Annotated in this window: 14 protein-coding genes and 2 tRNA genes; 9 read left to right on the top strand and 7 right to left on the bottom strand. The window is 48.8% G+C overall.

Annotated elements, in window-relative coordinates:
* Nucleotides 1-22: 22 nt before the first annotated feature.
* Nucleotides 23-95 (bottom strand) — tRNA-Val (locus NC981_RS21540).
* 78 nt (nt 96-173) lie between these two features.
* Here NC981_RS21540 and NC981_RS21535 point away from each other — a divergent pair.
* From NC981_RS21535 to NC981_RS21525, 3 genes are all read left to right on the top strand, one after another.
* Nucleotides 174-722 (top strand): metal-binding protein, encoded by a 549-nt coding sequence (locus tag NC981_RS21535; protein WP_190375698.1) that lies wholly within the window; start codon nt 174-176, stop codon nt 720-722.
* Between the two features lie 28 nt (nt 723-750).
* The gene (gene mazG / locus NC981_RS21530) at nt 751-1,560 is read left to right on the top strand and encodes a nucleoside triphosphate pyrophosphohydrolase (protein ID WP_242026572.1); all 810 of its coding nucleotides are present in this window, start codon (nt 751-753) and stop codon (nt 1,558-1,560) included.
* A gap of 257 nt (nt 1,561-1,817) precedes the next feature.
* Nucleotides 1,818-2,465, top strand: a complete 648-nt coding sequence (locus NC981_RS21525) for a TMEM165/GDT1 family protein (protein ID WP_190375697.1) — start codon at nt 1,818-1,820, stop codon at nt 2,463-2,465.
* A gap of 9 nt (nt 2,466-2,474) precedes the next feature.
* Here the strand turns inward: NC981_RS21525 and NC981_RS21520 are convergent.
* The 4 genes from NC981_RS21520 to clpS form a co-directional block, all read right to left on the bottom strand.
* Nucleotides 2,475-2,546: transfer RNA gene (locus tag NC981_RS21520), tRNA-Val, on the bottom strand.
* Nucleotides 2,547-2,632: 86 nt separating this feature from the next.
* Complete coding sequence (locus tag NC981_RS21515) at nt 2,633-3,040, bottom strand: hypothetical protein (protein WP_190375696.1); 408 nt, start codon at nt 3,038-3,040, stop codon at nt 2,633-2,635.
* Nucleotides 3,041-3,073: 33 nt separating this feature from the next.
* Nucleotides 3,074-3,898: a CPBP family intramembrane glutamic endopeptidase gene (locus tag NC981_RS21510; RefSeq protein WP_348244786.1), complete on the bottom strand. Its 825-nt coding sequence runs from the start codon at nt 3,896-3,898 to the stop codon at nt 3,074-3,076.
* Between the two features lie 12 nt (nt 3,899-3,910).
* Nucleotides 3,911-4,192 (bottom strand): ATP-dependent Clp protease adapter ClpS, encoded by a 282-nt coding sequence (gene clpS / locus NC981_RS21505; RefSeq protein WP_190375695.1) that lies wholly within the window; start codon nt 4,190-4,192, stop codon nt 3,911-3,913.
* A gap of 279 nt (nt 4,193-4,471) precedes the next feature.
* On the opposite strand from clpS, the gene NC981_RS21500 reads away from it, so the two are divergent.
* The 5 genes from NC981_RS21500 (at nt 4,472) to NC981_RS21480 (ending at nt 11,279) form a co-directional block, all read left to right on the top strand.
* Nucleotides 4,472-4,858, top strand: a complete 387-nt coding sequence (locus NC981_RS21500) for a hypothetical protein (RefSeq protein WP_190375694.1) — start codon at nt 4,472-4,474, stop codon at nt 4,856-4,858.
* A 241-nt stretch (nt 4,859-5,099) separates the two neighbouring features.
* Nucleotides 5,100-5,432: an STAS domain-containing protein gene (locus NC981_RS21495; RefSeq protein ID WP_348244785.1), complete on the top strand. Its 333-nt coding sequence runs from the start codon at nt 5,100-5,102 to the stop codon at nt 5,430-5,432.
* 92 nt (nt 5,433-5,524) lie between these two features.
* The gene (locus tag NC981_RS21490) at nt 5,525-8,086 is read left to right on the top strand and encodes a TIGR03960 family B12-binding radical SAM protein (RefSeq protein ID WP_348244784.1); all 2,562 of its coding nucleotides are present in this window, start codon (nt 5,525-5,527) and stop codon (nt 8,084-8,086) included.
* Between the two features lie 420 nt (nt 8,087-8,506).
* Nucleotides 8,507-10,636 (top strand): Rne/Rng family ribonuclease, encoded by a 2,130-nt coding sequence (locus NC981_RS21485; protein ID WP_348244783.1) that lies wholly within the window; start codon nt 8,507-8,509, stop codon nt 10,634-10,636.
* A gap of 1 nt (nt 10,637) precedes the next feature.
* Nucleotides 10,638-11,279 carry a ribonuclease HII gene (locus NC981_RS21480; protein ID WP_348244782.1) on the top strand — a complete coding sequence of 214 codons (642 nt, stop codon included), beginning with the start codon at nt 10,638-10,640 and terminating at the stop codon, nt 11,277-11,279.
* On the opposite strand, the gene NC981_RS21475 is transcribed toward NC981_RS21480, so the two are convergent.
* Nucleotides 11,263-11,835 (bottom strand): DUF1997 domain-containing protein, encoded by a 573-nt coding sequence (locus tag NC981_RS21475; protein WP_348244781.1) that lies wholly within the window; start codon nt 11,833-11,835, stop codon nt 11,263-11,265. The two genes, NC981_RS21480 and NC981_RS21475, sit on opposite strands and share 17 nt — an antisense overlap.
* A 169-nt stretch (nt 11,836-12,004) precedes the next feature.
* Here NC981_RS21475 and pheA point away from each other — a divergent pair, with 169 nt between their 5' ends.
* Complete coding sequence (gene pheA / locus NC981_RS21470; protein ID WP_348244780.1) at nt 12,005-12,847, top strand: prephenate dehydratase; 843 nt, start codon at nt 12,005-12,007, stop codon at nt 12,845-12,847.
* On the opposite strand, the gene NC981_RS21465 is transcribed toward pheA, so the two are convergent.
* Nucleotides 12,844-14,436 (bottom strand): DUF697 domain-containing protein, encoded by a 1,593-nt coding sequence (locus NC981_RS21465; protein ID WP_348244779.1) that lies wholly within the window; start codon nt 14,434-14,436, stop codon nt 12,844-12,846. The genes pheA and NC981_RS21465 overlap by 4 nt on opposite strands.
* Nucleotides 14,437-14,631 lie beyond the last annotated feature (195 nt).

The raw sequence follows: 14,631 nt of genomic DNA, 5'->3' as shown, positions 1-14,631 counted from the left end.
GTTGATTTGAATTGATTTTATATGGGCGATGAGGGGCTCGAACCCCCGACATCCTCCTTGTAAGGGAGGCGCTCTACCAACTGAGCTAATCGCCCGATGACCGTTTAATTAATATACCAGATAATTCAGAATTGATTACGATTTGATCTAGATTTCTTTTTTAACTCTACCTAATGCCCTCTGGTCGTACCCATGACAGCATCACCCTCTGGACTTTACCGATCGTCGCCGCGACAACGTTCGGACTGACTCAGAGTGGCAATCTCACCCTGCTCGTTTCAGGTGGTTTTTTATTTGCTGGATTAATGTTTGGACCCGATTTAGATATCTACTCGCAGCAGTACAAGCGCTGGGGCGTTTTGCGGTGGATTTGGCTTCCTTATCGTCGGAATTTAAAGCACCGATCGATTTTCTCCCACGGCGCAATCATCGGCACGATCGGACGAATTTTTTACCTCGGCATTTGGATTGCTTTATTTGCGATCGTAGCAATCGTCAGCGGCGCGATCGCTCAACAGCTTCTCGGCAACACCGTTGATTGGCAAACAACTGCACAATCGTCAGTGATAGCCACTTTCGGACAAGCGATTCAGTTCATCCAGCGGGCATCGATCGAGTGTCTAGCCTTGACGATCGGCTTAGAACTCGGTGCCATGAGTCACAGTTTGAGCGATTGGATTGGGTCTACGATCAAACGATGGAACAAGCGACGAAAGCGCTAAAGTATTGAGTGAAAATCCGGGATGTCTTATGAATTCTTCAATGTCTGAAACGCTAGAAGCGCTGCAACAGTTAATCGAAGTCGTTGCCCAACTGCGAGATCCAGTAAAAGGCTGTCCTTGGGATTTGGCGCAAACTCCACAGAGCTTAATTCCCTACGTGATTGAAGAAGCTTATGAAGTAGTGGATGCGCTCCGGAGCGCGGACGAAGCTGCGATCGCAGACGAACTTGGTGATCTGTTGCTGCAAGTGGTTCTTCAAGCGCAGGTGGCAAAAGATCAGCAGCAATTTGATCTCACAACCGTCACCAAAAACATCACCGCAAAACTGATTCGTCGTCATCCCCACGTCTTTGATAACCTCGAAGTTCAAAGCATCGACGAAGTGCATCAGAATTGGGAAAAGATCAAAGCCACAGAAAGCCACGAAGAGCCAACATTAAGCGACAAGCTGAGAAAATACGCCCGATCGCTGCCTCCTTTGATGGCAGGAATGAAAATTTCCCAAAAAGCTGCGAAAGCTGGATTTGAATGGGACTCGATCGACGGCGTTTGGGACAAGTTTCACGAAGAATTAGCCGAATTCCAGCACGCGCTTCAGCACGAAAGTAAAGCGAACCAGCAAGCAGAACTTGGGGATTTACTATTTACGATCATCAATCTGGCAAGATGGGCAGACCTTGATCCGGATGAAGCGCTTCAGGGCACAAACGATCGCTTCATCCAGCGCTTAGTTCAGATGGAAAACGTGGTCGATCGACCCCTTTCCGAGTATTCGCTTGAAGAGCTAGAGCGGTTTTGGCAACAGGCGAAAGCAAAACTTGCTCAGGAGCGATCGTAAAACAAATGTAAAATCTACTTCTTTCTCAGGTACAATCATTGAAGTTTGAAGGGGAGTAGCTGCTGATTTATTCAGCCCGCTTGAATCAACATACTGGCGACGAGCCTGGTTCAAGCGACAAAGCGACACTGAATCCTCAGTACCTTTGTAAGCGAGACTTTCACGAAGTTCACAGACTGCTGTGAGCTTGGTGGAGTCGTTTTTTCCTCGCATCAAGCTCACTCAGTTCATCACTACGCACGATCTGAGAGGAGCTTATGTTAACGGCATTTACAGCAGGTTTGTTGCTCATTACCGTTTCGGAACTGGGTGATAAGACGTTTTTCATCGCGATGTGTTTAGCGATGCGTCATTCCCGCCGATATGTGTTTGCCGGAGCAGTTCTAGCGTTGGCGGCAATGACGCTGCTCTCGGTGCTCTTGGGTAATTTCGCCGCACTTCTACCCAAGCAATTCATTTATTGGGGCACGATCGTTCTGTTTGTCGGGTTCGGCTTTAAGATGCTCTACGATGCCAGCAAAATGCGTGTTGAGTGCCGTGAGAAGTCGTTAGTTGCCAGCGTAGACTGTGCTTCTGAGGCTGAGCGAGAAGCCCTAGAAGCGGTTTCGCAAGCTGAAGCCAATCTTCGCAAAAAAACGCCGTTTGCTATCACGCTAGAGGCGTTTACCTTGACATTTATTGCAGAATGGGGTGATCGGACTCAGATCAACACAATGGTGCTTGCCGCGTCGAATAATGCGATCGGCGTTACGATTGGATCAATTTTGGGTCACGCAATTTGCTGTGCGATCGCGGTTTTTGGAGGTCGTTTGATCGCTTCGCACATTTCAGAGCGCACCGTAACGCTCGTCGGTGGAATTCTGTTCTTCGTGTTCGCACTCGTGACTTGGCTCGAGGGCCTGTAAAACGCAAAATGGGCGATACAAGATTCGAACTTGTGGCTTCATCCCTGTCAAGGATGCACTCTACCACTGAGTTAATCGCCCGTGATTAAATACAATATCAAACTGCTGAGAAATTGTCTAGTCTTTAAATCTGAGAACTCCAATCGATTTGAAGTTCTCAGCGAAAATTAGACCGAATCGGGCTTCCGAACTCGTTCTTCGATATCTTCCAGCGTCTTTAGAACAAGGCGTTTTGCTTGCAGTCTCCAGCCGATTTTCTGAACTTGAAACGCGATCGCACCTCCCGCGATCGTGGCAATAAAATCGAGCGGTTGTGACATCGAAATTCCGAGCAGCAAGCCCAATCCCGCAATTCCCCAGAACGGAAGGGCAACGGTCTGACGCTGCTCCTCAATCAGTTTGTTGATTGGATCGGTTGGTATGTCCGCTAGAAGTTGCTCTTTAACCTGTTTTTGCTCTGCTGCCGACACGGATAAACCAATTTTTTGGCGTAGCTTTTCGATTTTGCGGGCATCGGTGCTGTATTGCGTCAGTTCATCTTCTGCCATCAGGATCAAGCGATCGTACTGTCCCATTCTTTTTACCTAACTTGCCTCTTTTATTCTTCATCAAAATCTTGCTTTCAACGCTGCCGATCGCACTCCAATCGCGATCGCACCCAATGCCAAAATTCCCATGATTCCGGCTAACGGATTGCGATCGATCCCCGTTACCCAGGCTGGAACCCGATGCGAGACGGTAATCAACTGTCCCACGTTCACCAGGTAATAGCCCCAAACTAAACCTGCATGAAACCCGATCGACCATCCTAACCGTCCCTGTGTGGCTCGCTTCCCCCACACCAAAATCAGTCCCAGAATCAGCAGCGCCGGAAATTGAGGGCGAATTCCATGTACCAGCGCAAAGAGGATGCTACTCGTGCAAAGTGAGACGTTAGCAGAATATCCCCGTTCGAGTTCATTCAATAACCAACCCCGAAATAGTAATTCTTCGGCAAACCCGATCGCGATCGCCATCACGCCACCTTCCAGAGCGATTCGCAGGAAGGTACTCGAAGGAGTTTGCCACTGCACCCAACCCAAGATTCCTGTAAGCACAAACAGGAGAAACAGGCTGCCAAAGCCGATTGCTAATCCCTGCAAAAGATTTCTGAAATTCTGGCGCGGCTGTCTCAATCCGTAAGTTATAAACAAAGGCTCACGATAGACAAACCGCCCCCAAAATTTGACTAAAACAATAAATTCTAGATACAGAACAACAAGCGTCAAAATTGAAGCGAGATTTCGAGCCGCATCGGTTGTGCCATAAAACACGCTGATCGACCATTCGATCAGAGATTTCAGCGGTAGCCACAGCACCAACAGCATCAACAAAAATAGCCCAATCCGAATCGGAGTTGGGCGGTGAGAAATAACAGCAAAATTAATTTTCAAGCAGCGTTGGGGTTATTCGTCAGGCTCGATCGTACTATCCAACCCTTTCATTTTCAGCGTCTCGCTGTAAAACTCTGCGTGTTCCTGAGCGCAAGTAATCACCAAGCCCACACCGCTGTTATGAGTTTCCATCATGATATTGACGGCTTGCGGCTGAGTCAGGCTTGGAACCGTTTCCATCAACGCCTGTACTACATATTCCATCGTGTTGTAATCGTCGTTATGTAATAAAACACGGTAGCGCGGCGCAAGTTTTCGAGTTGTTGAACGCTTTTCAATGGTCTCAACAGACACAGTTCTATCCTCTCCGTTAGCGATTAGGGGTCAAGTTAATGGACAGAAGATTCCCACCCAGCTGAGCGTCATGATTTCAAGGGCGAACTGAGACAACAGTTCAACACGCCATTCGGGTAGAAAAGTAATGTGCACGATCGTCTCTAGCTTAGCGATTCTTCACGATGTGCATCGCTTTTATTCTAGCCATATCACCCCGAATCGATCGATCAGAACTGGAGTAGCGGATTATTGAATCAAAATTTTAGAATTGAAGCTAGCTCGATCAGATCTTCTCTTATGGTTGATGGTTTGCAGCAATTCAATTTTCAACCTTACCAAATCGTTTTTCTCGAACATGCCCACTCGCGCCTGTATGCTGAGGTGGTGCAGTATGTAAAGACGAGACATTTGTGCTGGGTACGACCGATCGCGCTAGTCACGGCTCCGGAGTTCGTTAGTTGGACAGAGTACGATCACTTAACCGTGCAAAACCTTCAGGATGGCTCTGATTTAATGTGTCCTGCCACTTTATTTCAAGAAGCATTAGATGTCGAAGTATTGCCCTTACTGGCTCGGCTTGGCGCAGAGGTTAAAGGTAAAAATCCGCTCTCTCATCGTTATCTGCATCAATTTATTCACGACATCTGGCAGGCGCGCCCAGAGCTATTTGGGAAAGAATCCTAATTTTTTAGCTTCTACAAATTGCTATTCTCTAGAGTAGTGAAAGGATCAATCTAACTTAGAAAAGGTATAAATTTCTACACTTTACTAACATAACCCTCTACCGGGAAACTTAAACAATCATTGCGATCGAATAAAGTTTCTGCAAATTTTCAAAGCTTTTCTGGCGGTTGTAAAGAGAGTCCAGTTATCGTCAGAGCGTTCACAGGAAAATCGTGTTTGAGATCGAAGGGTAATTAGAGTTATGCAGAGTTTGCTCGTCCATTCCCAAGCTGCCATCATTCGTCCTTGCGGCTCCCTTAACGCTGCAAATGCCGCAGAATTGCGACAGCAACTCCAGACAGCCGTGTTGTCTGAGAAAAATAATGCTCTGTTGATCGATATGAGTCAGATAGAGTCGCTCGACAGTGCTGGATTGATGGCATTGGTTTCGGCGCTAAATTTGGCGCAAGAGAGTCGGAAGCGGTTCAGCCTCTGCGCTGTCAGCGTGCCAGTCCGAATTGTGTTTGAACTCACCCAGCTCGATCGCGTCTTCGAGATCTTCGAGAACGTTGCTGCATTTGAGGCAACCGCTTAGATAGGCTTGATTGCCTTGCTTTTGGACAGGCATCGAACGATCGTCGATATACTAAGGAATCGACCCGACGTTCAACAAAGGCAAGGTGAATTGTGGCAGTTGCAGTAGAAGCTCTTTTGACAACAGATATTCTGCGTCCGGCTCGATATCTTGGCAATGAGCTAGGAGCCGTTCACAAGCCCTGGAATGAGGCGACGGTGCGATGGGTGCTGACTTACCCAGAGATTTATGAAGTTGGGGCATCGAATCTCGGTCATATTATTCTTTACAGCATTCTAAACACTCAGCCGCGTCAGTTGTGCGATCGAGCCTATCTTCCTGCTCCCGACCTCGCCGCTAAACTACGCGAAACGGAAACGCCTTTGTTTGCGGTGGAATCGCGCCGTCCATTAACAAATTTCGACATTCTTGGATTTAGCCTCAGTTACGAACTCGGCGCGACAAACATTCTTGAAATGCTCGACCTTGCAGGAATTCCCCTGACTTGGAAGGCACGATCGGAGACTGATCCCCTAATTTTTGCAGGCGGACAAACGGCGACTTCAAACCCTGAACCTTACGCTGATTTCTTCGATTTTGTGGCGCTGGGCGATGGGGAAGAACTTTTACCGGAAATCGGGTTAGTGGTCGAAGAAGGCAAAGCCGCAGGATTAAGCCGCGAGGCACTGCTGCTGGATTTGGCTCAAATTCCTGGGGTTTACGTGCCGCGATTTTACGAAATGGCTCCAGATGGTTCCGTGCATCCGAATCGTCCAGATGTCCCGAAACGAATTCTGCGACGGGTCGCCACACCGATTCCAGCCTATTCGATCGGGCTGGTTCCCTATGTGCAAACCGTCCACGATCGTTTAACGATCGAAATTCGGCGCGGTTGTACCAGAGGTTGCCGATTCTGCCAGCCGGGAATGCTGACTCGTCCAGCGCGGGATGTCGAACCTGAGCAGGTGGTAGACGCGATCGAGACGGGGATGAGAGCGACCGGATATAACGAATTCTCGCTGCTGTCGCTCAGTTGCTCCGATTATTTAGCGCTGCCCGCAGTCGGAGTCGAAATCAAGAATCGATTAAAAGGAGAAAACATCTCGCTGTCGTTGCCGAGTCAACGGGTCGATCGCTTCGATGAAAACATTGCAAACATCATCGGCGGCACTCGTCAAATGGGAATTACCTTCGCGCCAGAAGCCGGAACTCAACGAATGCGCGACATTATCAACAAAGGGCTGACCAATGAAGAGCTACTGCGCGGCGTGAAAACGGCTTTTGAGCAAGGCTGGGACAAAGTCAAGCTGTACTTTATGATTGGGCTTCCCGGCGAAACGGATGCAGACGTTTTAGGCATTGCGGACACGATTCGGTGGCTGCGGCGAGAATGCACCAAGCAAGGACGCAGACGGTTAGATTTCAACGTCACCATTTCTAACTTCACGCCAAAGCCGCATACTCCATTTCAATGGCATTCGGTTTCAACGGCTGAATTTAAGCGCAAACAAGCCTTATTAAAAGATGCCTTTCGATCGATCAAAGGCGTAAAAATCAATTTCACCGACACCCGGATTTCGGCAATGGAAGATTTTGTCGGTAGAGGCGATCGCCGACTCGCGCCAGTGGTACAACGCGCTTGGGAACTGGGTGCAGGCATGGACTCTTGGTGGGAGAGCCTGGAAAAAGCGTTTGGCGCGTGGACACAAGCGATCGACGAAGCAGGCGTAAGCTGGAAATATCGCCAAGTCGAAAGTGGTGAATGGAATATTTTTGAAGCGAATGAGGCGATTTCGCTCGATGCCCCTCTGCCCTGGGATCACCTAGATACGGGAATTGATAAGAAGTGGCTGAAAGAGGATCTACAAAGAGCGCTGGAAGCTGCGATCGTTCCCGATTGCTCGTTTGAGGGCTGTTCTCATTGCGGCGTTTGTGGAGTCGATTTTGGACACAATATTGTGATTCCGCCCCTTGAGGTTCCTGAATTTTCAGGACACTTCCAGCCCAATCAAACACGAGCGCAACGATTACGGGTTCGGATGGGCAAACAAGGCGAAATGGCGTTACTGAGCCATCTGGACATGATGCGATTGTTCGATCGTGTAGTCCGTCGCGCTTCGATCCCGGTTACATTTACAGGCGGATTTCACCCCTCGCCCCGAATTGTCCCCGCCAGTGCCCTACCGCTCGGAGTGAGTAGCTCTGGTGAAATCGTCGATTTTGAATTAGCGCGATCGATGGACGTAGAAGAGTTCCGCAATCAACTTGCGGAACAACTTCCAGCAGACCTTCCGATTTATGAGATTGAAGAAGTCGATCCACAGCAACCCGCAGCAGCCGTATTACTGCAAAAAGCCGAATATCGGCTCGAAGTGGCAGCCGAAACGGAAGCAGACTGGCAAGCCTGGATCGATCAGGTCTTAACAAAGTCTGAGATTTGGCTAGAGCAAACAACAAAATCGGGAAAAACCTACCCGTTAGACGTGCGCGATCGCTTATTTAACCTGCAATTGCTTGAATCGGCTGCGGAAAAAGCTACGTTGCAATACATCGGCAGTTGCCAGAATGATGGAACGCTATTGAAGCCGGAGCAGATGATTAAGATTCTTGAACAAGTAGCTGGACAAGAATTATCTCTTTTAACCATCCACCGCTCCCAGCTCTTTTTGGCGTAATCAAACTTTCTTTTACTTCACTCCTCAAATTCAAATCGTCAAAATTGGTACAGATGCAGATCCGCACGTTATAATGCTTTGCATCACAGGCTGTAGTGAGCTAAGAATCCCCGTAGATGCTGTCGGGTGTTGGTCTTAGAGTCTTACTCAGCCTGTTTGCCAGATTTTCGCTATTCTTCATCCAGATGCGGCGGACAATTACGGTCGCTGCCTGTTTGATCGAAGTTCACTCGTTGACTGTCTATCGTCAGAGTGAGGATCGGTTTGAGGTCGTCGGTTTTTCAGAACCACTCACGCTGAACACTGCTCGGACTGATCGTGTTTTAGATACGCGATTTGAGAGGTCACACTCCTGTTTTTTCGTTGCGAAAGAAGCGAAACTTCAAAGCTTCGATCGCCCCCCAGATTTGAGGAAATTGAATGCCAAAGCAAATTGTAATTGCTGAGCAGCATCGAATCGCTGCTGTATTTTCAGAAGATCAAATTCAAGAATTAATCGTTGCCACCGGAAGCCATCAGGTGAGCGACATTTACCTAGGAATTGTCGAGAACGTTTTACCTGGAATTGATGCTGCATTTGTAAATATCGGTGACTCTGAACGAAACGGATTTATTCACGTTTCGGATCTAGGGCCGTTGCGACTTAAGCGATCGGCTGGATCAATCACCGAACTGCTTGCTCCGCAGCAAAAGGTTCTCGTCCAGGTAATGAAAGAGCCGACCGGAAATAAAGGCCCACGCCTGACCGGAAACATCTCGATGCCCGGTCGCTATCTGGTTCTGATGCCTTATGGTCGTGGCGTGAATTTGTCCCGCCGGATTCGCAATGAGAACGAACGTAACCGTCTCAGAGCCTTGGCGATTCTGATTAAGCCCGCCGGCATGGGAATCGTCATTCGCACCGAAGCCGAAGGAATGCCCGAAGAAGCCATTATGGAGGATTTGGAAACGCTCCAGCGGCAGTGGGAAGCCATTTTGCAAGAAGCAGGCTCCACTCGTGCGCCTGCCCTATTGAACCGAGATGATGATTTTATTCAAAAAGTTCTGCGGGATGTCTATAGCTCTGATGTCAACCGGATCGTTGTCGATTCTCACACTGGATTAAAGCGCGTTAAACAGCAGTTATTAAACTGGGGGGGCGGGAAAGCGCCTCAAGGCATTCTGATCGATCATCATCGCGATCGCATTTCCATCCTCGACTATTTCCGCGTCAATGCCGCAATTCGAGAAGCGCTGAAGCCGAGAGTGGATCTGCCCTCTGGCGGATATATCATCATTGAGCGGACTGAAGCCCTGACCGTAATTGATGTCAACTCTGGTTCGTTTACGCGATCGGCAACCGCCAGAGAAACCGTACTCTGGACAAACTGCGAAGCGGCAACCGAAATTGCCCGGCAGTTACGCTTAAGAAATATCGCAGGCGTGATCATCGTAGACTTCATCGATATGGAGTCGCGACGTGACCAATTGCAGGTTTTAGAACACTTCAATAAAGCGCTACGATCGGACAAAGCGAAACCGCAGATTTCTCAGCTCTCAGAACTCGGTCTCGTCGAACTGACACGGAAACGGCAAGGAAAGAACATCTATGAATTGTTTGGTCGTCCTTGTCCCACTTGTGGCGGTTTAGGGCACGTCGTTCACCTTCCTGGAGAAGTCGATGCGGTTGAAGAAGGTGAAAGCCTAGAACAGCGCCCTGCTGCTCGATACGCTCCTGCAGGACGGACTGAACCCCGACGAGAACTTGCACCGCCTGCAACTGAGGCTTTTTGGGAAGGCGACGATCTCGATAATGATGGGGGTGAGCCGGATCTAGAGCTTCTACATCATCCGAGCTATCAAGAACGGGGTCGATCGGCAAGAAGTCGTCGCCGTCGTCCTCGAATTGGTGAAGACTCTCCGCGCGAGTTTACACGCAATGAGACTCCAGTGCGCGAAGCCCCACCCAAGCCGAGCCGTTGGGAAGAATCTGGTACACGCCCGAATGGGTTTTCGCCACCTGCTCCGACGCTAGTTCCACGAGCGACCGAATACACGCCGGAACCTGTGGCTGATGCGCCTGCTGAAGAAGCGCCGCGTGAAAATCGCTACGAAGATCGGCGAAACAATCGTTCTTCGAGACGCGATCGGTTTAACAAAACCCCGGCTGAACCGCCCGAAGTCGTCTATGTCGAAATGACTCCCGACGAGCAGGAAGTCTATGCCTGGATGGGAATTTCACCCCTGATTCTGTCAAGTCAAGAGGTCAAAAATCCGAAATCTGCGATCGTTTCGGTTCTACTTCCCGGAGAAGCGCCTCCTCCTGAAGCGGTTCAAGCCCCAGTTCAAACTGAGGAAGCCGTTACAACGGAAATTCCAGAGGATAAGGAATCTGTGGATCAGCTTGTAGAAGCACCGATTCAAGAAGACGCATCTGAGATTGCAGTAGAGGCAGTAGAGATTGAAGCGGCAGAAGTTGAAGCGCCCGAACCGGAAGCAGCACCCGAACCCGAAGAGGATGCCCCCATCAGACGCAGACGGCGGCGATCGTCGGCAACAGTGACAGAATAACGTGCCGCAGAATCCGACCTTAGAAACGGAGCAGTCTTTGTGGAAGCAAGGACTGCTTCGTGTTGCAGGTGTAGACGAAGCGGGGTTAGGCTGTCTGGCAGGGCCGATCGTTGCGGCTGCCGTTCTCGTCCCGCCTCAGTGCAAAATGCTGGAGGGAGTTCGAGATTCTAAACTGCTCTCTGCATCCGCCCGATCGCGCTTATTTGATCAGATTAAAGCAAGCGCAGTCGGCGTTGGAGTGGGAATCGCAACGGTTCACGAAATTGAGCAAATCAATGTTTTACGGGCATCTTATCTTGCAATGCAACGGGCGCTCTCTCGGATTGCACCTTACGACCATGCGTTAATTGATGGTCGTCCGATTAAGCAAGCTGACCTTGGTTCACACACTGCGATCGTCGATGGCGATGCTATCTGTTACGCGATTGCTTGCGCCTCGATCATTGCAAAAGTGCGGCGCGATCGATTCATGCAGCAATTGGCAAAACGGTTTCCTCAATACGGCTGGGAACGCAACGCAGGCTATGGAACAAAGCAGCATTTAGAAGCGCTCGACCAGTTTGGAGTCACACCGCATCATCGTCGAACTTATGCCCCAGTTCAGCGAACTATTCAGCAGTTAGCGCTTAATTTAGAGGATTAGCTGCGATCGGATGAGTTGGAGTGTTCGTCTCCATTTGCAGCGCCACCCAATTTCGGTAGTCTTCTAGCAACTGGTAGAGCAAGCGCTGCTTAATGGTGGACAAAACGCTCAGCAGCAAACTATTTCCAGCCGTTTCCAGCAGGGGGCGAGGCATAAAGGTAAACGGCGGTGGAAGTTCAACCTCAACGGCTAAGTCTGCTTGTCCCTTTAAATAGGTCAAGCCATGCTGTTGATAAGGAGAAAGCTGCCCGTGCAAGCTGAGTAAAAACTGGTCGTACTCAATTCCGCGCAGTTCGCAGGCAATTGATCGTAAATTAATCGCCGCAGTTTCAGTTGCCCAAATTTGCAGATCAACAACAGGTTGAATCGATAGCGTCATAAAATTTAATGAACGCATTTTCAGCCGATAGATTTCTTCATTCAGTGGCTCAATCTGACTCGATGCCGCCAAGGCATTCACCACTCGCTGAGGCTGCCGGAGATAATTTGTAATATGAATAGGCTGGTCTGGAACAACAATTTCGACACCGAGCGAAGCAGAGAACCGAGTATCCATCAGGGAATGATTATCCAAAGGAGTTTTCTAATTATGAACTAATTTTAAGAGCCTTTTCAGAAATCCATGTTCATCTTTTGAAATATAAACCTATTTAGTTAGCCGAAAGATTACGGTTTTACAAAACTCAGCAGAATATAGAAATGAATTTGAATTTGGGAAACAGGCGATGACACAGACGATCGCGCATCTAGGGCCGCACGGAACCTATACGGAAGCCGCTGCACTGAAATATTTAACCTGGTTAACTCAAACAAGCAATGAAACTGCGTTTCTTTGTCCCTATCCCAGCATTACACAGGCGTTAGAAGCGGTGGCAAAAGAGCAAGCGCATTTCGCAGTCGTTCCAGTTGAAAATTCGATCGAAGGAAGCGTGACAATGACGCTCGATGCCCTTTGGCGACTCGATACGCTCAAGATTCAACACGCGATCGTGCTGCCCATCAATCATGCTCTCCTCTCGATCGCAGAGCGCCTAGATGAGATTCAAACTGTCTACTCTCATCCCCAAGCTCTAGCCCAATGTCAGAATTGGCTCGATCGCAATCTTCCCAATGTTCAACTCATTGCCGCGAACTCAACCACCGAAGCATTACAGCATTTAGGCGAAGACCAGACGATCGCCGCAATTTCCTCGCAAAGAGCTGCTCAGCTTTATAGCCTGCCGATTCTTGCCTCTCCAATTAATGATCATCCAGAAAATTGCACCCGATTTTTGGTTCTAAGTCTTGATCAATCTCCCGGTGGAAGCCGGACTTCTCTCGCCTTTAGTGTAAGTGCAAACAAACCTGGCGTATTAATGAAACCGCTCCAGATTTTTGCAGAGCGAGGAATTAATTTGAGCCGAATTGAATCGCGTCCGACGAAGCGATCGCTAGGAGATTATGTGTTCTTCGTTGATTTAGAAGCTGATACTCGCCAAGATGCCATTCAAGCTGCACTCGATGAATTGACAACTTGCACAGAAACGCTGAAAGTTTTTGGCAGCTATAGCGTTTTGCCCTCAAGCTAAGCTTCCTGATTCAGAACCGCTACGGGTTCAGGAATGGATAAAGGCTGAAGCGGTTTAAGCTTTGTATCCTCTTCTAGCTTTGCCCCAATTTCTAATGGTGCTTCTTGAGGAGCCGGTAATCCATCAAGAGGTTTCGGCATTTGGGGAGAAGATGCAATAGTCGGTTTCACTAGCTGATCGACTGCCTGCTTCACAAACATTTGTAGAAACGGTAGGCGGCGATTTTGCTCAAACACCTTTTGCATGATCCGTTGCAGCACATCCTGCTTAATTTCTCCAGCCGGCTCGTTCTCAAAATACTCAATTAGGGTTAATCCAGCCATTCGAGTTAAGTAAGCCGCACTTACTCCTTGAATGAGTCCACCCGCAACAAAGGTAATGGCGTTTGTTTTAAGAATGCTGGCGATCGCTTGCGTGGAAACTTCAACCAATCCTAACTTCACCATCACGCTCGCCATCGTGGTCGCAACCGTTTTCGCCTGCTCTAGCGTAAATTTACGCTGATACAAATTGCTCAAATCCATCACCATCTGCCCATTAATTGCCGCAGTTGCAAGTAGATCTAATGCTGGAAAAGGATTGGCAAACGTTGTTCCTGCCACAACCCACTGAGCTTGATCAATCCGGGGCATGGCTCGATCGCGTCGCACCCGATTCAGGGCCGATTTCGCCTCAGCCTGAACTGCAGTAACGTTGCTGAGTGAGCTTGTTAGAACAAGCTGCTGCCCTTCCTGCGAGAGAATCTGATTCAAGCGATCGAGCAGTGGCAAAATTTGTGGCTCTGGCTTTTCTAGCCATTCTTTGAAGGTGCCATCTGATTGATGCTGCCGAATTTTTAGAGATTTTGGATTCGTCGCGATCGCAATCACATCTTGAGGTGCAAGCATCCCAGACATGCGATCGCGCAGATGATTCAGAATCACTTGCTGCGTTTCGGGCAGATACTGATCTTGCTTATTAAATAAAAGAATTAATCGTTTGCCGACAGCAGTAATTTGTTGAATGGCTTGAAATTCAGTTGAGGTTAAATCGCCGTTAGTCACGAATAAGACGACATCCGCCGAGCGTGCAAGCTTCCAAGCATCTCTTTCCGCAATAATCCCACTATCGGTAGCCGCAAATAATTCTGGCGTGTCTTGAATTACCAGCTTTTGTGAAACTTCACTCGTCCAACGATGCTCTAGCAGATTAACAAGCATCGTTTTACCGACGGATTTTCCGCCCATAACCGCAAAGCGAATTTCTTCACGATTTAAATCTGAAGTGATCTGATGGATCTGCGATCGCAGATCTGAGAGTTGCTGAGCGCTGCCATCGATCGTTAAATCCTGAGTCTCGATCGCCAGCAAGTCCAATAAGCCCTTTGCCTGAGCTAATTCATTCTGCACTCGATTCAGAGAGACTGGCTCAACTCGAATTTTTGGAGTATCGTCTTTCTGAAATTTCAGCGCTGCCCAAGCCACTCCGCTTCCAATCACGATCGCAGGAAGCCAGTCTCCCAGAGTATGCGTCAAATTTTCTAGAATCCAGAGCGAGAGGGCCGCGCCAATTCCGCCGAAAACTAACGATCGCTGCCACGAAATAGACATTCTTAATACATTTTGCAGATCACTGATTTCCAGGATAAGCCAAAGTTCCTCGATTGACCTGCCCCAATAGAAATCCATTTAGGCGTGAAAAAGCCCTCCGAATCTCGGAGGGCTTCATCTTGCTCAAACCGCTAGAGACTAACCGTTGATTGCAGGAGCAGAGAGTGCAACCGGAGCCGCTTCACCTGCTGCCAA

It is taken from the genome of Leptolyngbya sp. DQ-M1, from assembly GCF_039962505.1.
Taxonomy (GTDB): Bacteria; Cyanobacteriota; Cyanobacteriia; order Leptolyngbyales; family Leptolyngbyaceae; genus Leptolyngbya.
The sequence above is the reverse complement of the archived record's forward strand: the minus strand, read 5'-3'. Positions and strand labels throughout refer to the sequence as shown.